The sequence below is a fragment of the Serratia sp. CoH_122_TC_1 genome (genome assembly GCF_058191755.1).
Window position 1 is genome coordinate 33,403 of the sequence record NZ_JBXWLA010000013.1, and the last position, 22,444, is coordinate 55,846.

The window sequence follows — 22,444 nt, forward strand, 5'->3', positions numbered from 1 at the left end:
AGTATGTCGGGGTTCGGTTCGCCGGACCCGTTTTTTTGCCGTAATCAGGAGTCGGATGATGGTGACACTGGAAGATGTCGCAGCTTTGGCAGGCGTGTCCCGCGCCACCGTGTCACGCGTAGTGAATGGCGATACCAACGTTAAAGGGCAAACCCGCGAGAAGGTTGAACGCGCGGTGACTCAGCTCGGCTACACCCCCAATCCTGCCGCCCGTGCGCTGGCCTCCAGCCACAGTAATACCTTGGGACTGGTCACCACCTCGTATCGTGGCGGCTTCTTCGGCGCACTGATGGACTGCGTCCAAACCGAAGCCGAATCTCACGGCAAACAACTGCTGGTAACCCAGGGGCGTAACAGTGCGGAAAATGAATGGCAGGCGATTCAGCGGCTGTTCAGCCTGCGCTGTGATGGCGTGATCCTGCACGTACGCTTTCTCAGCGATGACCAACTGCGCCAATTGGCGACAGAGCAACGCCGCTTTGTGCTGCTCGACCGTCTGGTGCCTGGCCTGGAAGACCGCTGCGTCACCTTCGATCACCCACGCGCCAGCCAAATGGCAACACAGCAGTTGATCGATGCCGGTCACCGACATATCGCCTGTATCAGCGGGCCGCGCGACCGCCCTTCCAGCCGATTGAGGCTCGACGGTTTTGAACAAGCGATGCAGTCCGCACATATCAAACCGGTCGCCTGCGTCGAAGGGCTCTACGATCTTGAAAGTGGCTATCGTTGCGCCGACCAGCTGCTGCAAATGGAAACTGTCCCGACCGCAATCTATTGCTGTAACGAAGAGATGGCTATAGGTGCTTTATTGGCGATCAACGAGCACCGTTTGCGGGTGCCGCAAGATATCTCATTAATTTGTTATGACAGCGGTGAACGCGCGCCCTTCGTGCGGCCTGCTCTGACCAGCGTGCATTTCCCCATTACCGAAATGGCGCAGTACGCTGCACGTCTGTTGATTGACCCGACCACCGCCGGTGCGCACTTCTCGCCAAAAGTCATCAGCCGTGATTCGATCGTGACGGCAAGCAAATAGATCACAAAAATATCTCAGCAGCTTTCATTGATTGCATCAAAAAATCGACAGCCATCACAAAAACTCCCGTTGTCTGTGCTAGGATCCGCTCCCTGGTGGCTTGATCGGGACTTTTTTCTGCTTTTGCCAGGAAAAACCAGCGGCCTTAATCCAGCGTTATACCCTATGAATTTCAAATTGCAGCCAAGTGCCCAGTGCATTTATCCCCTGGTATTGTAGGGGCGTTGCATGCAGCGCCCGTGTTAATCGGGGCGAATTTATTCGCCCCCTACGGTGACTGGGATCAATGGACGCAGGCAACCACGCTGCGGTTTGAAAGGCGACGGGAGTAATCCTAACAGACATAATCAGGCCTATATAATGAATGACAGCAACCGTCTACGGCTTACCTGGATCAGCTATTTTTTATTACGCGCTGACCGGTGCTTTAGTTATCGTCACAGGGATGGTGATGGGAAACATTGCAGAGTACTTTAATCTGCCGGTTTCCAGCATGAGTAATACGTTTACCTTTCTCAACGCCGGTATTTTGATTTCGATCTTCCTTAATGCCTGGCTGATGGAAATTATCCCGCTGAAACGCCAACTGATGTTTGGCTTTATCTTGATGGTATTGGCTGTCGCAGGACTGATGGTGAGCAAAAGCTTAACCATGTTCTCGTTATGCATGTTTATCTTGGGTGTGGTCAGCGGTATCACCATGTCGATAGGCACCTTCTTGATTACCCATATGTATGCGGGCCGCCAACGCGGTTCACGTCTGCTGTTCACTGATTCCTTCTTCAGCATGGCGGGGATGATTTTCCCGATTGTCGCCGCAATGCTGCTGGCGCGTCAGATTGGTTGGTACTGGGTGTACGCCTGTATCGGCCTGCTGTACGTGGGCATCTTTGTGCTGGCCTTGTTCTCCGAATTCCCGGTACTGGGCAACAAAGGCGCCGACGCGGGTCAGCCGGTAGCGAAAGAAAAATGGGGTATCGGCGTGTTGTTCCTGTCGATCGCCGCATTGTGCTACATCCTCGGTCAGCTCGGCTTCATTCAGTGGGTACCGGAATACGCCACCAAGTCCTTCGGGATGGATATCAGCCAGGCAGGTAAACTGGTGAGCGACTTCTGGACGTCGTACATGGTCGGTATGTGGGTGTTCAGCTTTATCCTGCGCTTCTTTGATTTGCAGCGCATCGTCACCATTCTGGCCGCGTTGGCGACCGGCGCAATGTACCTGTTCGTCAGCACCGACAACCCGGAACACCTGGGCTACTACATTATGGCGCTGGGCTTCGTTTCAAGTGCGATCTATACCACGCTGATCACACTGGGCTCGTTGCAGACCAAGGTTTCCTCACCGAAACTGGTTAACTTCATCCTGACCTGCGGCACCATCGGCACCATGCTGACCTTCGTGGTTACCGGCCCGATTGTCGCAAAAGGTGGCGCGCACGCGGCGCTTACTACCGCTAACGGCCTCTACCTGGCAGTATTCGTGATGTGTCTGCTGCTCGGTTTCGTGACCAAGCACCGCAGCCACGGCCACGTAACGCACTAATCTGCTACCCTGATGTGAAAAGGGCGCCTCGGCGCCCTTTTTTATCAGTTCAGTCTGCACCTTAGCGCCGGAAATCCACCTTCTCATCCTGCGTCAGGTACAACGTTGTCTCCGCTGGCTGGGTTTCGGCAATCACCGCCCCTTCACGTATTGAATAGCGCACTGGCGTCTGCCGGCGCACGGCATCAAACCCGCTTTCTGCAGGCAGGATCACCAGATTGGCACTGTTGCCTGCCACCAAGCCGTAATCCGTCAGGTGCAACGTCCGCGCACTGTGGCTGGTGATCAACTTCAATCCGTCGTCTATCTGGCCATATCCCATCAGTTGGCACACGTGCAGCCCCATGTGCAGCACCTGCAACATGTTGGCGGTACCCAGCGGGTACCAGGGATCGAACACGTCGTCATGGCCAAAGCAGACATTAATCTCTGCTTCCAGCATCTCCTTCACCCGGGTAATACCACGCCGTTTAGGATAGCTGTCGAAGCGCCCCTGCAAGTGAATATTCACCAGCGGATTCGCAACAAAGTTGATACCGGACATTTTCAGCAGGCGGAATAGCCGCGACGTGTAAGCACCATTGTAAGAATGCATCGCCGTGGTGTGGCTAGCCGTCACCTTGGCCCCCATACCCAGCTTCAGCGCCAGGGCGGCGACGGTTTCAACAAAGCGTGACTGCTCATCATCAATCTCGTCACAATGCACGTCCACCAGCCGATCGTACTTTTGCGCCAGGGCAAACGCCTTGTGCAACGACTCCACGCCGTATTCACGGGTGAACTCAAAGTGTGGAATGGCCCCCACCACGTCAGCCCCCAGCCGCAGTGCCTCTTCCAACAGCGCCTCTCCGTTGGGATAAGACATGATGCCCTCCTGCGGAAAAGCGACGATCTGCAAAGTGACCCAGGGCGCGACCTCTTGCTTCACTTCCAGCATCGCTCGCAACGCCGTCAAGGTAGGATCCGAGACGTCAACGTGAGTACGCACATATTGCACGCCATTGGCGATCTGCCACTTCAGCGTCTGCCAGGCCCGTTGCTTAACGTCTTCATGGGTGAGCAGCGCCTTGCGTTCAGCCCAGCGTTCAATGCCTTCGAACAGGGTACCAGACTGGTTCCAGGTCGGCTGTCCGGCGGTTTGGGTCGTATCCAGGTGAATATGCGGTTCAACAAATGCCGGCATCGCCAACCCACCCTGCGCATCCAGCACATCACTTCGCCACTCCGGCCCTTCCGGCTGCGGCACGATATGAGCGATGCGCCCCTGTTCAATGGCCAGTTGCCAAAGACCTTCATGCCCGCTTAATCGCAGGTTATCGATAAACTTTAATGGACTCTTGGCCACCCTTCACCTCTGCTGTTCCAACCTGTTTTCTTCATCATACTGGTAGCGGATCATACTGACAAAGCCGCCTTGGGGTGGCTCCCCCCACCATTACTCCCAAATGAGTAAAATTCGTATCAACTGGCTCGTTTCAGCTAAAGATGAATAAAAACCGCAACTTATCAAATATCGATAAAAATCATCTATATACCACATTAGAGGTATATGGAGGGACGATTGATTTGCATCAATAAATTGCCCGTTGGGAAGAATAAGGTAACCCTAGGAAACCAGAATTTTGAGGCAATAATGAGCAGAGTCAAACTTGCTGTCATCGGGAACGGCATGGTCGGCCACCGATTCATAGAAGATCTGTTGGAAAAAGCAGACAAAGACCAGTTCGACATTACCGTATTTTGTGAAGAACCGCGTATCGCTTACGATCGCGTTCACCTGTCTTCTTATTTCTCTCACCACACTGCCGAAGAGCTTTCGTTAGTGCGTGAAGGCTTTTACGAAAAACAGGGCGTTAAGGTATTGGTTGGCGAGCGCGCCATTACCATCAACCGCAGCGAAAAAGTCATTCACTCCAACACCGGCCGTACGGTGTACTACGACAAGCTGATCATGGCCACCGGTTCTTACCCGTGGATACCGCCGATCAAAGGCGCCGAAAGCCAGGACTGTTTCGTCTACCGCACCATTGAAGATCTGAACGCCATCGAAGCCTGCGCACGCCGCAGCAAACGCGGTGCGGTCGTCGGTGGGGGCCTGCTGGGATTGGAAGCTGCAGGCGCATTGAAAAGCCTGGGTGTAGAAACCCACGTCATTGAGTTCGCGCCGGTACTGATGGCAGAGCAGCTCGACCCGATGGGTGGCGATCAACTTCGTCGCAAGATCGAGCGTATGGGCGTAAAAGTCCATACCGGTAAAAATACCCAGGAAATCATCAACGGCGGGGAACAGGCACGCAAGACCATGCAGTTTGCCGACGGTACCGCGCTGGAAGTCGACTTTATCGTTTTCTCCACCGGCATCCGGGCCCAGGACAAGCTGGCCCACCAGTGCGGTCTGGCTACAGCACGCCGGGGTGGCATCGTGATTAACGACAGCTGCCAGACGTCCGATCCAGACGTTTACGCCATCGGCGAATGTGCGTCATGGCGTGAGCGTACCTTCGGTCTTGTCGCTCCTGGCTATAAAATGGCGCAGGTCGTGGCCGACCATCTCCTGGGCCGTGAAAACACCTTCCTGGGTGCAGACATGAGCGCCAAGCTGAAACTGCTGGGTGTCGACGTCGGCGGCATCGGTGATGCTCACGGTCGTACCGAAGGCTCTCGTAGCTACGTTTATCTGGATGAGAGCAAAGAAGTTTATAAACGCATCGTGGTCAGCGCAGACAACAAAACCCTGCTTGGCGCGGTGCTGGTCGGTGACACCAGCGATTATGGCAATTTGCTCCAATTAGCGCTTAACGCCATCGAGCTGCCAGAAAATCCAGATGGCCTGATCTTACCAGCGCATACAGGCAGCAAACCGGCTATCGGCGTCGACTCACTGCCGGAAACGGCCCAAATCTGCTCCTGTTTCGACGTCAGCAAAGGCGACATTATCAAAGCAGTCAGCATGGGCTGCCACACCGTCGCGGCGATCAAGTCCGAAACCAAAGCCGGTACCGGGTGTGGCGGCTGTATTCCACTGATCACACAGGTGCTGAACGCCGAGCTGAGCAAACAGGGCATCGAGGTTAATCACCACCTGTGCGAACACTTCGCCTATTCGCGTCAGGAGCTTTACCACCTGATCCGCGTCGAAGGCATTAAATCCTTCGATGAACTGCTAACCAAATACGGCAAGGGCTACGGATGCGAAGTCTGTAAACCGACCGTCGGCTCGCTGTTGGCTTCCTGCTGGAATGAGTACGTGCTTAAACCGCAGCATACGCCGTTGCAGGACACCAACGATAACTTCCTCGGCAATATCCAGAAAGACGGTACCTACTCGGTGATCCCACGTTCCGCCGGTGGCGAAATCACACCGGACGGACTGATGGCCGTTGGCCAGATCGCCAAGGAATATAATCTGTACACCAAGATGACCGGCTCCCAGCGTATCGGCATGTTCGGCGCGCAGAAAGACGACCTGCCAGCCATCTGGATCAAACTGATTGCCGCCGGTTTTGAAACCGGACATGCCTACGCCAAGGCGTTGCGTATGTCGAAAACCTGCGTCGGCAGTACCTGGTGTCGCTTTGGCGTCGGCGACAGCGTCGGGTTTGGCGTCAAGCTGGAACACCGCTACAAAGGCATTCGCACCCCGCACAAAATGAAGTTTGGCGTTTCTGGCTGCACCCGCGAATGTGCTGAAGCTCAGGGCAAAGACGTCGGCATTATCGCCACCGAGAACGGCTGGAACCTGTATGTGTGCGGCAACGGTGGCATGAAACCACGCCACGCCGACCTGCTGGCGGCGGACCTCGATAGCGAGACGCTGGAGCATTACCTCGATCGCTTCATGATGTTCTATATTCGCACCGCCGATAAGCTGCAGCGTACGTCGGTATGGCTGGAAAGCCTGGAAGGCGGCATCGATTATCTTCGCAAAGTGATCATTGACGACAAGCTGGGCATCAACGCTCAACTGGAAGCCGAGATCGCCCGCCTGCGCGATGCGGTGATCTGCGAGTGGAAAGAAACCGTTGAGCACCCGGAATCCCAGGTGCGTTTCTCCCACTTTATCAACAGCAACCTGCGTGATCCGAACATCCAGGTCGTCGCCGAGCGCGAACAGCATCGGCCGGCGCGTCCAGATGAACGTATCCCTGTCACCTTACTGGAAGCTGAGGAGAACAACGCATGAGCCAGTGGATAACCCTTTGCCCCATCACCGATATCCTGCCCGGTACCGGCGTATGTGCCCTGATCGGCGACCAGCAGGTCGCGATATTTCGCCCTTACGATGACGAACAGGTCTTTGCTATTAGCAATATTGACCCCTTTGCCCAGGCCAGCGTGTTATCACGCGGCCTGATCGCCGAGCATCAAGGGGAATTGTGGGTTGCCAGCCCACTCAAAAAACAACATTTCCGCCTGCACGACGGCTACTGCCTGGAAGATGACAGTCGCTCCGTTGCGCATTTCACCAGCCGGGTTCTGGACGGCATGGTGCAGGTCGCGGCCTGATTTTTTTACTTTAACCTCAGGGGAAGCAGCATGTTCACCGATACCATCAACAAATGCGCCGCCAACGCAGCGCGGATCGTCAGGCTGGCGAAACACAGCCCGCTGGGCTTTTGGATCAGCTCGGCGATGGCCGGGGCCTACGTCGGCCTCGGCATCATTCTTATTTTCACACTCGGCAATCTGGTCGACCCGTCCATCCGACCGTTGGTGATGGGGGCCACCTTCGGCATCGCACTGACTCTGGTGATCATCGCCGGTTCCGAGCTGTTCACTGGCCACACCATGTTCCTGATGTTAGGCGTCAAAGCTGGGACCATACGCCAAAGTCAGATGTGGGCAGTTTTGCCACAAACCTGGCTGGGCAATCTGTTGGGCTCAGTGCTGGTCGCGCTGATGTACTACTACGGCGGGGGCAGCCTGCTGCCAGTGGACACCAGCCTGGTGCATACCGCAGCGTTGGCAAAAACCACCGCGCCGGCGGAGGTCTTATTCTTTAAGGGCGTGCTGTGTAACTGGCTGGTCTGCCTGGCAATTTGGATGGCGATTCGCGTTGAGGGTGCCGCAAAATTCATCGCTATTTGGTGGTGTCTGCTGGCCTTCATTGCGTCCGGCTATGAACACTCCGTCGCCAACATGACGCTGTTTGCCCTGTCCTGGTTCGGCCATCACAGCGACGCCTACACCCTGAGCGGAATAGGTCATAATCTGCTGTGGGTGACATTGGGTAATATTGTGTCCGGCTCAGTGCTGATGGGCCTGGGTTACTGGTATGCCACACCGCGTGCCGAACGACCTCAAACCGAAAAAGCGGCAACACGTCAGACCGCGTAACATTTTTGGGGCGCCTTGCGCCCCTCTGCTGATTGCCCCGAGGATTGCCGATGGACTACCTGCCAATTTTCTGCCAACTGCAACACAAAGCCTGCCTGCTGGTCGGTGGCGGTGAGATTGCCGAACGCAAAGCTCGCCTGCTGCTGGACGCCGGTGCAGCACTGACCGTCAATGCCTGCACATTCACCCCACAGTTTCATGAGTGGGCCGCGCAAGGACAGGTTACGCTGTCAGAGGGCGAATTTAGTGCGGCATTGCTGGCAGAGAAATGGCTGGTGATCGCCGCTACCGATCGGGTCGAGGTCAACGCACTCGTGTATCAATGCGCCAACCAACAACGGGTGTTCTGCAACGTGGTGGATGATCCTAAGCGCGCCAGCTTTATCATGCCGTCGATTATCGATCGCTCACCTATTATGGTCGCAGTGTCCTCCGGCGGCAAAGCGCCGGTGCTGGCACGTCTACTACGTGAAAAGCTGGAAGCGGCTCTGCCCCAACATCTGGGTAAGTTGGCGCAATTGGGCGGTTCATTGCGTCAGCGGGTGAAAAAGCACTTCAGCGACATGGGTTCTCGCCGTCGTTTTTGGGAAAAGCTCTTTGCCCATGATCGTCTCGCACAATCGCTGGCCAATAATGACGCAGCACTGGCGGAACGGCAGATCGAGGCGTTGTTCAACCATCAACCGCAAGATCACGGCGAAGTGGTGTTGGTGGGGGCTGGCCCGGGCGATGCAGGTTTGCTGACGCTGAAAGGCCTGCAGCAAATCCAGCAGGCTGACGTGGTGGTTTATGACCGGCTGGTCTCTGATGATGTTATGACGCTGGTACGCCGCGATGCCGAACGTATTTTTGTTGGCAAGCGTGCGGGCCACCATTGCGTGCCGCAGGAACAAATCAATCAAATCCTGTTGGAGCAAGCACAGCTGGGTAAACGTGTTGTACGGCTGAAAGGCGGTGATCCGTTTATCTTTGGACGCGGTGGTGAAGAACTGGAAACGCTGGCGGCAGCCAATATTCCGTTCTCCGTAGTGCCCGGCATTACTGCCGCCTCCGGCTGTTCAGCCTACAGCGGTATTCCTCTCACTCATCGAGACCATGCGCAAAGCGTACGGTTAGTGACTGGCCACGCCAAGCGTGACGGCGGGCTAGATTGGTCAACACTGGCTGCCGGGCAACAAACGCTGGTGTTTTATATGGGTCTGACTCAGGCGGCAGACATCCAACAGCAACTGATCGAACATGGCATGCCTGCCTCAACCCCAGTTGCGCTGGTTGAGAACGGAACGTCCTGCCGCCAGCGGGTGATCGAAGGGACATTGAGCCAACTGGGAAGTTTGGCTCAACAGGCTGCCAGCCCAAGTTTAATCATTGTCGGCAGCGTGGTGAGCCTGCGTAGCAAGCTGAATTGGTTCTCCAGCCAAGAACTCGCACCGCCGCTGGCCCAGATGGCCTAGCCCCATACGTAAAAAAAGCGGCCAATGGCCGCTTTTCTTTTTTTCACCAAGGATTACTGCGGTGACACAAACCCGACAGCCTAGTAAACCTTCGCCAGGGTTTCCTGTGCTCGCGCACGCGCTTTGGCCGCACCGTCACGCATCACCTGTTGCAACAGGGCTTCGTCGTTGCGGAAACGGTGATAACGCTCCTGAAGCTCACCTAACATACCGGATACCGCTTCAGCCACAGCGCCTTTCAAGTGACCATACATTTGGCCTTCGAACTCGGCTTCCAACTGGGCGATACTTTTGCCGGTCACGCCGGAAAGGATATCCAACAGGTTAGACACCCCCGCCTTGTTCGCCACGTCATAACGGACTACCGGTGGCTCTTCGGAATCGGTCATCGCACGCTTAATCTTCTTCATCACCGCTTTCGGATCTTCCAACAGGCCGATAACGTTATTGCGGTTATCGTCCGACTTGGACATCTTCTTGGTCGGTTCTTGCAGCGACATCACGCGAGCGCCAGACTTAGGAATAAACGGCTCCGGCACTTTGAACACGTCACCGTATAACGCATTGAAACGCTGACCGATATCACGGCTCAGCTCCAGGTGCTGCTTCTGGTCTTCACCGACCGGTACCTGGTTGGTTTGGTACAACAGGATATCTGCGGCCATCAGCACCGGGTAGCTGAACAAACCGGCGTTGATGTTCTCGGCGTAACGCGTGGACTTGTCCTTGAATTGAGTCATGCGACTCAGTTCGCCGAAGTAGGTGTAGCAGTTCAGCACCCAGCTCAGTTGCGTGTGCTCCGGTACGTGCGACTGCACGAAGATGGTGCTCTTTTGCGGATCAATACCACAAGCCAGATACAGCGCCAGCGTATCCAGCGTCGCCTTGCGCAACTTGTCTGCGTCCTGGCGTACGGTGATGGCGTGCAGATCGACGATGCAATAAATGCAGTCGTAATCGTCCTGCATCTTAACCCACTGACGCAGCGCACCCATGTAGTTGCCGATAGTCAGTTCGCCGGACGGCTGCGCGCCGCTAAATACGATGGGCTTACTCATGTTTAAAATTCCTGATTCTCTAAAGAGGACAGCCCAAGAGCGGGCAACAAGTCGGCAAAGCGCTCCAACACGCGGTCGGGATGGCTCAGGGCAATAGCTTCGCCGTAGTTATAACCGTAGGTCAGCGCGGCGCTTGGGCAGCCTGCGCCCTGTGCAGCCTGAATATCGTTACGGGAATCGCCGACGAACAGCAGCTCGTTGGCGCGCAAGCCAAGCTTGCCAAGAACCAGATACAGCGGTGCAGGGTGCGGCTTTTTTTCTACCACATCGTCACCGCCGATAATCAGCGAGAAATAATCGATAATGCCCAATGCGGTCAGTAACGGCGCAACAAACGGCGTAGGTTTATTCGTCACCAGTGCCATTGGATACCCTTGCGCGGCCAAACTCGCCAGCGTTTCCTTTACCTGTGGAAACAGGCGGCTACCGCTGTCGACCGTTTGTGCGTAAAAATGGTCAAAACGCGCGCGCAGTTGCAGGCAATGTTCCGGTGTGGCTTCAACTTCGGCCCAACGCAGTGCACGTTGCACCAACACGTCGGCGCCATTACCAATCCAGGTGCCGACCCGCGCTTCACCCGCCTGCGGCAGACCCATTTCTGCTAACGCCAAATCGATAGCGGCGGCAAGCCCTGGGGCACTGTCGACCAGGGTGCCATCAAGATCAAAGGCGAGCGCACGGATCGCGCCGAAATCAGCCATGTGTCACCTTTGCCAATTCACTGCGCATTTCATCAATCACGCGGCGGTAGTCCGGCTTACCGAAGATAGCGGAGCCCGCAACAAACATGTCTGCGCCTGCCGCAGCGATCTCGGCAATATTATCGACTTTGACGCCGCCATCCACTTCCAGACGGATATCGCGGCCGCTTTCGTCGATCAACTTGCGCACCTGACGCAGTTTATCCAGGGTGCCGTGAATAAACGACTGCCCGCCAAACCCTGGGTTGACCGACATCAGCAAAATCACGTCGACCTTGTCCATCACATAATCAAGGTAACTCAACGGCGTTGCCGGGTTAAAGACCAGACCGGCTTTACAGCCGTGCTCTTTAATCAGTTGGATTGTACGATCGACGTGTTCGGAGGCTTCCGGATGGAAAGAGATGTAACTGGCACCTGCTGCGGCAAAGTCCGGCACAATGCGGTCGACCGGTTTTACCATCAAATGCACGTCAATGGGTGCGGTAATGCCGTAGTTACGCAGCGCCTGACAAACCATTGGCCCGATCGTCAGATTGGGGACGTAATGGTTATCCATCACGTCAAAGTGCACTACGTCGCCACCAGCGACCAGCACATTAGCAGTGTCCTCACCCAGGCGGGCAAAGTCTGCTGACAAGATGGACGGGGCAATCAAAAATTTTTTCATCCGCTCTCTCCAAACGTAGGGTTCGAATCGTTATACCCCTCGTTTTTCAAGCCACAACCTTGTTGGCCGCGACTCGAAATCCCTGGGGTAAATACACCGGGGTGTTCCCGGCTTAGCGATACAGCGCCAAAAGCTCATTCACTTTGCTGCGACCGAGAATATTTCTGCTGATGGTACGCCGCGCTTTCACCACGTACAACGATGCATGCTGGTACCAGTCACGCGTCAACTCGGTATCATGATTGGAAATCAATACGGGCACTTGGCTTTCTACCGAAAGCTGATGCGCCATCAACGCCAGGCTCTGCTGGTCCGCCATGCTGAAGCTATTTGTGTGGTAAGCGGTAAAATTCGCCGTCGCCGAGAGTGGCGCATAAGGCGGATCGCAATACACCACCGTACCGCGCTCAGCTTTTGCCATGGTATCGCGGTAATGCTCACAGACAAAAGTCGCGTTGCGGGATTTTTCAGCGAACCAATATAACTCTTCCTCAGGGAAGTACGGTTTCTTGTAACGTCCGAATGGAACGTTGAACTCGCCACGCAGGTTATATCGGCACAAACCGTTGTAACAGTGGCGATTCAGATAAAGAAACAGCAGCGCACGGCGGTAAGGATCGTTACTCGTATTAAACTCTGCGCGCAGCAGGTAAAACTGATCCGACTTATTGAATTCATCGGTGAAAAGAAGGCGGGCATCACGCACGAAGTCATCCGTACGTAGCTTAACGATGTTATACAGATTAATAAGATCGCTGTTGATGTCGGCGAGAATATAGGCGTCGTATTCTGTGTTCAGGAAGACTGAACCCGCACCCACGAAGGGCTCGATTAAGCAGTCGCCTGCTGGTAGATGACGACGAATCTCGTCCACCAGCGGGTATTTTCCACCAGCCCATTTTAAAAAAGCGCGGTTTTTCTTCATGCCGTCAATTAGCTACTTATTATACAATTCAGAGCGGCGGATTGTACTCTGTTTCAGACAGCACATCAGCGCACAAATTTAAGTGATTGATACCCTTCATCCTTCAAGCCGCAGCATCATTGGCCACGCACAGTTATTCGACCTGTCCGCAGGCCACTTCAGTCATCTGTTACGAGTAAACAGGTACCCGCCGATTAACACGGGCGCAGCATGCTGCGCCCTTACAATGCCTGAAATTTCTGCTCTTGCCGCCTGGCCGCAGCTTGAAATCTATCGGGTTACTTTTTCAGATCCTGTTGAACCTGACCTACAGGCCGGACCCAAGGTTTTTTCGCCTGAACATCCGCAGGCAACGTCGCGATTGCGCGCTTCGCTTCTGCTGAAGAGGCATAGTTGCCGCTTACCAGTACATACCAAGGTTTGCCGTTACGCTGGGTTGAATACACCAGGTAATGCTGCAACTTCTGCTGCTTGGCGTAGGCATTAAGCGTATCGGAGCGCGAGGCACTGCTCAGTTGCAGAGTATAATGGCTCGCCGGTGCAGACTGAAGTGAGCCACCATTGCCGCTTACCGTGCCCGCTTTCGCACTCGCTGCCCCCGCTTTGCTGGAGGATGCTGGCGCTGGCGTATACACCGTGGTTGGCGTTTTATGCTGTGTGGCCGTAGCCGCTGGCTTACTGACGTTTTTCGCCGGTACTTTATGTTGCTGTGGCGCCGTGCCCTGCACTTGGCGTGCAGCTTCTTTCGCCGCAGCCCCGTTCATCAGTGTAGCCGGTGCTGTCGGCAGCGTTGACATCGGGCCGCTCATGCCCTGCGTCGCCGCATCAACCTGGCCCTGCTGCGCTGACAGTGCATCCGACATATTGCCTGGCAGATCAACACGCTGTTGCGCGCCGCCCTGCGCTGGCTGCGGTTGCGCTTCCGTCGGCGTACTGGAGATAGGTGGAACGTTGACCGTTTGCGGCTGAGACGTGCTGCTCACGCCGTTATTGTCATTGGTGTCAGTGGTACCGCCTGGCACACCGGTATTACCGGCTGTCAGCGACGACGAGCCCGACAGGTTGATGTCCTTGGCTGCGCCATTCTGTGCCCCTTCCTGTGCCGCCTCGTGCTTGGTTGGCGCCTTCAGCGCTGAACCAATACCGACAATCAGCAACAGCAACACCAGAATACCGATACCAATCATTAAGTGCTGACGTGAAACAGCAAAGCGTGGTCCCGGAGCCGGTTTACGCGAACGTGCAGGACGACGATCGCTGCTATCAGGTCTGAGATCGTCTTCCGGTTTAAACTCATCCATCTGAAACCCTCCAACTAGAGGCAAAAGCCCACCACTGTAGACCTACCGTGGCACGAGCAGATTAACCCGATCATGGCAAAGCGACGCCAGTCATGCTTTGCACATTAATTAATATAGATGTAAACGGCGGCTAAGCCACTGTTACTTCGTCCGATTTACTTAGACAGTCTGTTCAGGAAGGCAAGCTGCGATCGAAGCAAGCACCGTTTCATGCCCCACTCCGCCACGGACCTCCGCCTGGCCAATAGCCGTCGGCAGTACCAGGCGCAGTTCACCGGCCAGTACCTTCTTATCACGCATCATATGCGGCAGATAGGATTCCGGCGCCATTTCCTGCGGACCACACACCGGCAAACCCGCGCGCAACAACAGTGCTTTGATACGTTCAATATCGTCGGCACTGAACTGCCCGAGACGGTGCGCAGTTTCCGCCGCCATGACCATACCGGCAGCAACGGCTTCCCCATGCAACCATACACCATAGCCCATTTCGGCTTCGATCGCATGGCCGTAAGTATGACCCAGATTCAGCAGCGCACGCAGACCGCTTTCGCGTTCATCGGCAGCAACCACCTCGGCCTTCAGCTCGCAACAACGGCGGATACAATAGGCAAGTGCCTGCATATCCAACGCCATCAATGCATCGATATTGTTTTCCAGCCAGACAAAGAAATCGCGATCGAGAATAATCCCGTATTTGATCACTTCTGCCAGACCCGAGGAGAGTTCACGCGCCGGCAAGGTTTTCAGGCAATCCAAATCAACCACCACAGAAGCCGGTTGATAGAACGCGCCGATCATGTTTTTACCGAGCGGATGATTGACGGCGGTTTTACCGCCAACGGAAGAGTCCACCTGCGACAGCAGCGTGGTAGGAACCTGAATAAAGCGGACACCACGCTGATAACAGGCGGCGGCAAAGCCGGTAAGATCGCCAACCACGCCGCCCCCGAGGGCGATTAGCGTGGTATCACGACCGTGCGGCTTTTCCAACAGTGCCGAGAACACCTGCTCAAGCACGGCAAGGGATTTATACTGTTCGCCATCAGGTAAAATCACCTGATCCACCATGACGCCAGCCTGCTCCAGCACCTTCCGGACGTGGTCCAAATAGAGTGGCGCCAGGGTTTGGTTGGTGACCAGCATGACCTGTTCACCTGACTTCAGCGGCATAAAAGAAGCCGGATCGTTAAACAATCCGGCGGCTATGGTAATCGGGTAGCTGCGCTCCCCAAGCGTTACGGTAATTCTCTCCATGTCGCGCTCAGTTCTCAATGTGGTTTATCCCCGCTACTGCGGGGAACACAATCAGTCTTTCCGCATTTGCCGTGGCGAACACGGAAACCGCAATCAGTTACTTTCCAGCATGTTGATAATCTGGTTGGCAACCACTTTGGCGCTTTGATCGTCGGTGCGGATGGTGACATCTGCAATTTCTTCGTACAACGGATTACGCTCTTTCGCCAGCGCTTCAAGCACTTCACGCGGAGGAGAATCAACCTGCAACAGCGGACGCTTTTTGTCGCGCTGAGTACGGGCTAACTGCTTCTCGATAGTGGTTTCCAGGTACACCACCACGCCACGGGCAGACAGACGGTTACGCGTTTCACGCGATTTAACCGAACCACCGCCGGTAGCCAGCACGATGCCTTGCTTTTCCGTCAGTTCATTAATGACTTTTTCTTCACGATCGCGGAAACCTTCTTCACCTTCCACGTCGAATACCCAGCCCACGTCAGCTCCGGTACGTCGCTCAATTTCTTGATCGGAGTCGAAAAACTCCATATTGAGTTGCTGAGCTAACTGACGGCCAATAGTGCTTTTGCCGGCACCCATAGGCCCAACCAGAAAGATATTGCGTTTCTCTGCCATGTTTTTCGGTATTACTAAGACAATTCGTTAATGTTAACCCGCCCCGCCAATCAAATCAGCGGCGGGACCTAAACTGAAACCTCATGAACGATAGTGCGAGATCAGACGGAAAATTATCTCAACACTCTTGGTAGTTTGGCAACCGAATAAATCGCAATCCACGCCGCAGGAGGGAAACCATACGTTTTTAACGGCGTCTTGGCGCTAACAAAAAAACCTCGGTGCTCAATTCGGTAACCCTTGTAAGCTAAATCGGCCGCAGCGTCAAACGCAGATGCCCCCAAGGTGATAAAAAAGTGCATCTGCTCATCAACTTTAAGCGATTTTCACCAAACCGGGCACCTTGCCGCTCAGGCCTTAATCAATGTCGGAGTAATAAATATCACCAGCTCGCGCCTTTTATGCTGTTTGCTGCTTTGTTTAAACAAGGATCCCAGCAGTGGTACATCACCCATACCGGGCACTTTGTCCGCCCCCTGAGCACTATGACGTTGAAAAATACCGCCTAAAACCACGGTTTCTCCGTCTTTTAGCGTCACTTGGGTTTTGATCTCCTGTTTATCTATTGCCAGTGTCTCGCCTGCAGCACGGCTGATTGAACGTCCGGGCATGTTCTGGCTGATGTGCAATGTCAGGGTGATTCGCCCGTTGGGCAAAATTCTCGGCGTGACTTCCATGCCCAGAACGGCCTCTTTGAACTCCATCGAGGTTGCCCCGGTGGAGCCACTGCTCACCTCGTAGGGGATTTCCGTGCCTTGTTTAATACTGGCAGTTTGCAAGTTCGCCGTCAGCAAACGCGGGCTGGCGATGATTTCCACCCGATTTTCCTGCTCCAGTGCCATCAGTTCCAAATCCAACAGACGTCCACCGATCCGAGCCAGGTGAAAACCGGCGCTGAGTGCACTACGTTCCAGCGGCAAATTGACATTAAAGCCGTTCATCCGCCAGGATGTCGCCGGTTTTTCATCCGGTGCCAGGCCCCAGCGCACGCCAAGCTCACGCAAACTCTCGCTATTGATGGTGACGACATGCGCCGCTAGCTGTACCTGTGCCAACGGTGCATCCATTTCCGCAATGCGCTGCGTTAACAGCGCCACAGCCGACGCAGTATCGCGAACCAACACCACATTGGTGCGCTTGTCCGCCACCACGCTACCACGCTCACTCAGTAACATACGGTCCTGGGCGTTGAGGCTTGCGGCAACCTCAGTGGCATCAGCATGGCTCAACGGCAGAGTCACGCTGTGCAGTGGCTGTTTTTGTGCCAAGGCTTGTTGTTGTCGCTGCTTCTCCTGCTCATTGGGTTCTGGGTGCACCATCATGACATTGCCCTCCTGGGTCATCGACAGCTTCCCCATACGCAGGATCACGGCCAATGCTTGCTGCCAGGGCACGTTATCCAGCCTCACCGTCAGATTGCCCTCCACACCCACAGCAGTAACCACATTCAGTTGCCGGTAATCTGCCAACGCCTGTAACACGACGGTAACCGGCGCATCCTGAAACGCCAACGAGATAGGGCCTTGATCCTGTGCGGCCCCCGTAATGGCCGCCCCCCATAACAACACTCCCACCCAACGGCATCCTTTCATTTTTTTTCTTCCTTATGAGGGGTTCCCAGCACCAACACCACCGTATTCTCAGTAGTCGGGCACTCAGCATCTACCTCGACCTCTTCCCGTTTTAGGGTTAATCGTTTTGCCTGCACCTTATCCATCTGCCAACGCCCAGCCAGCAAGGTTTGATGAGGCGCCAACCGCAACCATTGCCCGCTGGGGGTGATAACCCAGGCATGGCGCAATGCCCCCAGCCCGATGGTCCCCTTCAATTGCCAACTCGCCGGTGACTCGGCCGCTGACACGCAGCCTGACAAAGGCAATGGGCTAAAGGGATCCCGCTGCTGCGCCATTAACCCCAGCGGCAGTAACAACAACCAGACCACACAGCGTTTATTCATTGATATTCAACGCCGTAGCCTCTGCCAACGCCGCGTCCTGAAAAGTAAAATGCGTGGTGAGCCACCCCGCCTGCGCTTCAACGGACATTTCAGCAAGGCGCAGTTGGGCAGGTAAGTTCTCCAACAGTATTAATAACCTGTCGTAATTGAGATGCAGCCTCAGCATTCGCTGCGACGAACCCTCTTGCTGGTGCCAGCGTTGCAGCTCCGCACCGACGGGTTGCAAAACCGCCATCAAATCCCCCTGGGGGGTCGGTCGCTGTATGATCTGTTGAAGATTTTGGTTCACCGCTTCAAGCGTTGGCATACGAGCCACCTGTTCCGACAACAATTCAATGCGTTGTGTGAGCCGCCGATGCTCTATCGCGGTCTGTTCCAACTGCTGCCATTCCCCCTGCAGCAGCAGGACAAACAACAGTGCCAGTCCACTCAGCACCAGACCCTGTATCGCCAGCAGCGAGCCCCGCGGCAGGCTCGACCATCTCGCCATCCAACGCGGCAGTGGTTTAGTCATCCCGGCGGCTCCATTGCGCGACCAACGCAAATGAAAATAGGCCATCCTGGCGCCGCGCCACTTCTGCCAGACGGTAACTCTGCAATAACGGCACTGTTGCCAATTGCTGCTCAAACTTAACCACCGCCTCATAACGGCGGCTGAGCCCCCGCAGACTGATGCCTTGCGCATTGCTCTCAAATGCAATAAGCCACATCGATGAGGGCAACAGCGTTGAGAATTGCTGTAACAACCGCAGATAACGTCGGTTATATGCCAGGTTAGTATCGTGCTGTTCCGCCAGCGCGGTTAAACGGGACAGGCGCGCCATCGCCTGTTGCAAGCGCTGATGACGATCGGTCAGCTCCGCTTGCTGGCGGACCAACACCAACAGTGCCTCATGCCGCTGCACCTGTTGCTGACGTAGCAGACCCATAATCACCGTCAACACAACCAGCATGAGCGCCCATTGCAGCGCAAACACGCGCAGCCAAAAGGCACCGCGCCGACGCTGAACCTGTATGCGCCAGGGCAAAAAATTCACTTGATACATCAGCTATCTCCTCCACGCAGCGCCAGACCGCCCGCCAAGACGAATGCCGCCGGCAAGCGGGGTAACGGGGGTCGGAGCTGGCTAAAAGCACTGAACGGCGACCACGGCACGCACCCTGACGGCGGTTGCTCATCTATTACGCTGCTATAGTAAATCTGATGCTCACCGCATGATGGGCTGGCAGCATGCATTGCCGCCAGAGCCTGGCGCACGCCGTCCGTCTCCTCCGCCGACACAAGGCCATAGGCGGCACGTTGCGGGGTGGCCCACAGCCATTCTTGGTCGAGGCGATGCAACAGACCGGCATTGGCCGGTAGCCCTGCCGCTGCCGCCATAATGCGCAGCGCGCAAGGTGTGATATCCACCACCTGTGGCTGTAAATTGGCTTGCTGCAGGCAATGCAGCCATTGTTGCAATTCCTGTTGACGTGCCGCGGTAAGCAGCAGCGTGGTGGGATCTGAGGGTGAACAGCGGTAGTCCAGCGCCAGTGTTTGGCTATCCAGTGGGAACTGTTTGAGCCCCTGACTGGTGATGTAGTCGCCACGTGCGGGTTCTTTTAGCCTGGCATCCGGCAACGGCAAGCTATGCTGTAAAACCCGTTGTGCGGGCAGAGCAATGCGTAAGGAAATATGTCTTGGTAACTGAACTCGCCATTGTCGCAGTGCTTGAATTAATGCATCGGTCTGCACCAGACAACCTTCACGCAGCACCGGTTGTGGCAACGTTTGTTGCCACCAGTGACGCAGTTGCCAGCCATGCCGGCGGCGCTGGGCCGCCAGCGCGCGAACGCAGTGGCTTTGTATATCCAGCCCCACCTGCCATGCTTGAGTGAACATATTTCGCCCGACCTCCATATCGTCAGATGATAAAAGAACATATCCATGTTGCAGGCTTGCCTTTATACTACCGCGCGGTTGTTTATAAACTGCCCAAATGACATGAAAATGGGAAATCTCAGGTGAAGTTCGTAAAGTATTTACTAATCCTTGCAGTGTGTTGCATCGTGTTGGGGGCAGCCTCGATCTTTGGCTTGTACAAATATGTCGAGCCACAGTTGCCTGACGTTGCAACGCTGAAAGATGTGCGGCTGCAAATACCGATGCAGGTTTACAGCGCCGATGGCGAACTGATCGCCCAATACGGTGAAAAACGCCGTATTCCGCTAAAACTGGACCAAATTCCGCCGGTCATGGTGCATGCGTTTATCGCCACCGAAGACAGCCGTTTCTATGAGCATCACGGCGTCGACCCCGTCGGTATCTTCCGTGCAGCCTCTATTGCGCTGGTCTCCGGCCATGCGTCACAGGGGGCGAGTACCATTACCCAACAGTTGGCGAGAAACTTCTTCTTAAGCCCGGAACGCACCCTGATGCGCAAGATCAAGGAAGCCTTCCTGGCCATTCGCATTGAACAAATGCTGACCAAAGACGAAATTCTTGAGCTGTATCTGAATAAAATCTATCTGGGGTATCGCGCCTATGGCGTAGGGGCTGCGGCTCAGGTTTACTTCGGTAAAGACGTCAGCCAACTCAGCTTAAGCGAAATGGCGACGATCGCCGGTCTGCCGAAAGCCCCATCAACCTTCAACCCGCTTTATTCACACGATCGCGCGGTCGCGCGCCGCAACGTGGTGTTGTCGCGCATGCTGGATGAGCACTACATCACCCAGGCGCAGTTCGATCAGGCACGCAGTGAAGAATTAGTGGCCAATTACCATGCGCCGGAAATCAGCTTCTCCGCACCTTATCTCTCCGAGATGGTACGCCAGGAGATGATCAAACGTTATGGCGACAACGCCTATACCGACGGCTACAAGGTCTACACCACCATCACCAAGAAACTGCAGTTGGCGGCGCAAGAGTCTGTACGTAATAACGTGCTGGCGTATGACATGCGCCACGGCTACCGCGGCCCATCCAACGTGCTGTGGAAAGTCGGTGAAGCGGCATGGGATCAAAAACAGATCGTCGATTCACTGAAAAATCTGCCTAACTACGGCCCGCTATCACCTGCTGTGATCACAGCAACCAGCGCCGAAGAGGCGACGGCAATGATGGCAGACGGCAGTAATATCGCCTTGCCGATGTCTACCATGCGCTGGGCCAGACCCTACAAGTCCGATACTCAACAAGGCCCGACGCCGAAACGCGTCACCGATGTGGTGCAAGCCGGCCAGCAGGTTTGGGTGCGGAAGGTTGGCGAAAACTGGTGGCTGTCACAAGTGCCGGACGTCAACTCAGCGCTGGTCTCAATCAACCCGAATGACGGTGCAGTAAAAGCACTGGTCGGTGGGTTTGACTTCAACCAGAGCAAATTTAACCGTGTGACTCAGGCGCTGCGCCAGGTCGGTTCCAATATCAAACCCTTCCTGTACACCGCCGCAATGGATAAGGGCCTGACGCTGGCAACTATCCTGAATGACCTGCCGATCACCCGTTGGGATCCCGGTGCGGGTACCGACTGGCGTCCGAAGAACTCCCCACCAACCTACGATGGTCCGATTCGTCTGCGTCAGGGGCTGGGGCAGTCGAAGAACGTGGTCATGGTACGTGCGATGCGGGCGATGGGTGTCGACTATGCAGCAGAATATCTGCAGCGCTTCGGCTTCCCGGCTCAGAACATCGTGCATACCGAATCGCTGGCTTTGGGCTCTGCTTCATTCACCCCAATGCAGCTGGTGCGCGGTTACGCAGTATTGGCCAACGGCGGTTACCTGGTGGATCCGTACTTCATCACCAAGATTGAAGATGATAACGGCAACACCGTGTTCGAAACCAAACCGCGAATTGTCTGCAGCAGCTGTAATTTGCCGGTAATTTATGGTGATACTCATCGCTCAGCCGTGCTTTCCGAAGACAACATTGAAAATGTCGCGACGTCGCAGGAAGGCAACAATGGCAACGTGCCAATGCCGCAATTGGAGCAAGTGACCCCAGCGCAGGTGCAGCAGGACGGCGATCAGCAATATGCGCCACACGTTATCAGCACGCCGCTGGCATTCCTGATGCACGATGCGCTGAACAGCAACATCTTCGGCGAACCGGGCTGGATGGGCACCGCCTGGCGTGCGGGTCGAGACCTGAAACGCCATGATATCGGCGGTAAAACCGGTACCACCAACAGCTCAAAAGATGCCTGGTTCTCCGGCTATGGCCCGGACACCGTGACATCAGTATGGATTGGCTTCGATGACCATCGGCGTGATTTGGGTCGTTCAACGGCTTCCGGCGCGATCCCGGATCAAATATCTGGTGGTGAAGGCGGTGCCAAGAGTGCACAACCGGCATGGGATGACTTTATGAAAATCGCACTGGAAGGTATCCCAGAGCAGAAGGTCACCCCACCACCGGGCATCATCAGCGTAACCATCGACAAGAGCAGCGGTAAGCTTTCAGGCGGCGGTGGCGGCAGTCGCTCCGAGTACTTTATCGAGGGGACTCAGCCGACAGACTATCCATCACGGGATACCGGCACAACGCTGACGGACCCCGGCGGCGAGAGTCACGAGTTGTTCTAACAAAAAAGGGCCAGAGAAATC

General features: G+C 55.3%; 20 protein-coding genes. 7 read left to right on the forward strand and 13 right to left on the reverse strand.

The genetic code is table 11. The features are described from left to right. Positions 1 to 58: 58 nt before the first annotated feature. Positions 59 to 1,039 (forward strand): LacI family DNA-binding transcriptional regulator, encoded by a 981-nt coding sequence (locus AC2FC2_RS17140; RefSeq protein WP_209639462.1) that lies wholly within the window; start codon positions 59 to 61, stop codon positions 1,037 to 1,039. Positions 1,040 to 1,403: 364 nt separating this feature from the next. Next, positions 1,404 to 2,585 (forward strand): MFS transporter TsgA, encoded by a 1,182-nt coding sequence (gene tsgA, locus AC2FC2_RS17145; protein ID WP_490659605.1) that lies wholly within the window; start codon positions 1,404 to 1,406, stop codon positions 2,583 to 2,585. 61 nt (positions 2,586 to 2,646) lie between these two features. Here the strand turns inward: tsgA and AC2FC2_RS17150 are convergent, their stop codons facing one another. Then, entirely contained in the window at positions 2,647 to 3,930 is a 1,284-nt protein-coding gene (locus AC2FC2_RS17150) for a cytosine deaminase (RefSeq protein ID WP_209639112.1), read from the reverse strand. Between the two features lie 288 nt (positions 3,931 to 4,218). Here AC2FC2_RS17150 and nirB point away from each other — a divergent pair, with 288 nt between their 5' ends. Genes nirB through cysG form a run of 4 tightly spaced genes read left to right on the forward strand, consistent with a single transcriptional unit; the run spans position 4,219 to position 9,376 of the window. Next, positions 4,219 to 6,768: a nitrite reductase large subunit NirB gene (gene nirB / locus AC2FC2_RS17155; protein WP_490659606.1), complete on the forward strand. Its 2,550-nt coding sequence runs from the start codon at positions 4,219 to 4,221 to the stop codon at positions 6,766 to 6,768. After that, entirely contained in the window at positions 6,765 to 7,091 is a 327-nt protein-coding gene (gene nirD, locus AC2FC2_RS17160) for a nitrite reductase small subunit NirD (protein WP_265556026.1), read from the forward strand. The genes nirB and nirD overlap by 4 nt, the downstream gene beginning before the upstream one ends. A gap of 30 nt (positions 7,092 to 7,121) precedes the next feature. Further along, complete coding sequence (gene nirC / locus AC2FC2_RS17165; protein WP_490659607.1) at positions 7,122 to 7,922, forward strand: nitrite transporter NirC; 801 nt, start codon at positions 7,122 to 7,124, stop codon at positions 7,920 to 7,922. Positions 7,923 to 7,972: 50 nt separating this feature from the next. Next, positions 7,973 to 9,376, forward strand: a complete 1,404-nt coding sequence (gene cysG, locus AC2FC2_RS17170; RefSeq protein ID WP_490659608.1) for a siroheme synthase CysG — start codon at positions 7,973 to 7,975, stop codon at positions 9,374 to 9,376. An 80-nt stretch (positions 9,377 to 9,456) separates the two neighbouring features. Here cysG and trpS read toward each other — a convergent pair whose 3' ends face one another. The 12 genes from trpS to pilM form a co-directional block, all read right to left on the reverse strand. Then, positions 9,457 to 10,434 (reverse strand): tryptophan--tRNA ligase, encoded by a 978-nt coding sequence (gene trpS, locus AC2FC2_RS17175; protein WP_490659609.1) that lies wholly within the window; start codon positions 10,432 to 10,434, stop codon positions 9,457 to 9,459. Positions 10,435 to 10,436: 2 nt separating this feature from the next. Next, a complete protein-coding gene (locus AC2FC2_RS17180; protein ID WP_209639124.1) occupies positions 10,437 to 11,135 on the reverse strand; it encodes a phosphoglycolate phosphatase in 699 nt (232 codons plus the stop codon). Then, positions 11,128 to 11,805, reverse strand: a complete 678-nt coding sequence (gene rpe, locus AC2FC2_RS17185) for a ribulose-phosphate 3-epimerase (RefSeq protein WP_490659610.1) — start codon at positions 11,803 to 11,805, stop codon at positions 11,128 to 11,130. The genes AC2FC2_RS17180 and rpe overlap by 8 nt, the downstream gene beginning before the upstream one ends. Before the next feature lie 112 nt (positions 11,806 to 11,917). Then, on the reverse strand, positions 11,918 to 12,730 hold the full coding sequence (gene dam, locus AC2FC2_RS17190) for an adenine-specific DNA-methyltransferase (RefSeq protein WP_209639128.1): 813 nt from the start codon (positions 12,728 to 12,730) through the stop codon (positions 11,918 to 11,920). A gap of 278 nt (positions 12,731 to 13,008) precedes the next feature. Continuing rightward, positions 13,009 to 14,031, reverse strand: coding sequence for an SPOR domain-containing protein (locus AC2FC2_RS17195; RefSeq protein WP_209639130.1), 1,023 nt, complete (start codon positions 14,029 to 14,031; stop codon positions 13,009 to 13,011). A gap of 159 nt (positions 14,032 to 14,190) precedes the next feature. Beyond that, positions 14,191 to 15,288, reverse strand: coding sequence for a 3-dehydroquinate synthase (gene aroB / locus AC2FC2_RS17200; protein WP_265556030.1), 1,098 nt, complete (start codon positions 15,286 to 15,288; stop codon positions 14,191 to 14,193). A gap of 93 nt (positions 15,289 to 15,381) precedes the next feature. Then, positions 15,382 to 15,903, reverse strand: a complete 522-nt coding sequence (gene aroK / locus AC2FC2_RS17205) for a shikimate kinase AroK (protein WP_004391482.1) — start codon at positions 15,901 to 15,903, stop codon at positions 15,382 to 15,384. A 350-nt stretch (positions 15,904 to 16,253) separates the two neighbouring features. Further along, positions 16,254 to 17,495 (reverse strand): DNA uptake porin HofQ, encoded by a 1,242-nt coding sequence (hofQ, locus tag AC2FC2_RS17210; protein WP_490659611.1) that lies wholly within the window; start codon positions 17,493 to 17,495, stop codon positions 16,254 to 16,256. After that, a complete protein-coding gene (locus tag AC2FC2_RS17215) occupies positions 17,492 to 17,860 on the reverse strand; it encodes a hypothetical protein (protein ID WP_490659612.1) in 369 nt (122 codons plus the stop codon). Before AC2FC2_RS17215 ends, hofQ begins: the two co-directional genes overlap by 4 nt. Continuing rightward, positions 17,853 to 18,374: a hypothetical protein gene (locus AC2FC2_RS17220; RefSeq protein ID WP_490659613.1), complete on the reverse strand. Its 522-nt coding sequence runs from the start codon at positions 18,372 to 18,374 to the stop codon at positions 17,853 to 17,855. The genes AC2FC2_RS17215 and AC2FC2_RS17220 overlap by 8 nt, the downstream gene beginning before the upstream one ends. Beyond that, the gene (locus AC2FC2_RS17225) at positions 18,367 to 18,906 is read right to left on the reverse strand and encodes a PilN domain-containing protein (protein ID WP_490659614.1); all 540 of its coding nucleotides are present in this window, start codon (positions 18,904 to 18,906) and stop codon (positions 18,367 to 18,369) included. Before AC2FC2_RS17225 ends, AC2FC2_RS17220 begins: the two co-directional genes overlap by 8 nt. Continuing rightward, positions 18,906 to 19,742 (reverse strand): type IV pilus biogenesis protein PilM, encoded by an 837-nt coding sequence (gene pilM, locus AC2FC2_RS17230; protein WP_490659615.1) that lies wholly within the window; start codon positions 19,740 to 19,742, stop codon positions 18,906 to 18,908. Before pilM ends, AC2FC2_RS17225 begins: the two co-directional genes overlap by 1 nt. A gap of 122 nt (positions 19,743 to 19,864) precedes the next feature. On the opposite strand from pilM, the gene mrcA reads away from it, so the two are divergent. Further along, a complete protein-coding gene (gene mrcA, locus AC2FC2_RS17235; protein WP_209639144.1) occupies positions 19,865 to 22,423 on the forward strand; it encodes a peptidoglycan glycosyltransferase/peptidoglycan DD-transpeptidase MrcA in 2,559 nt (852 codons plus the stop codon). The last annotated feature ends 21 nt before the right edge of the window (positions 22,424 to 22,444 follow it).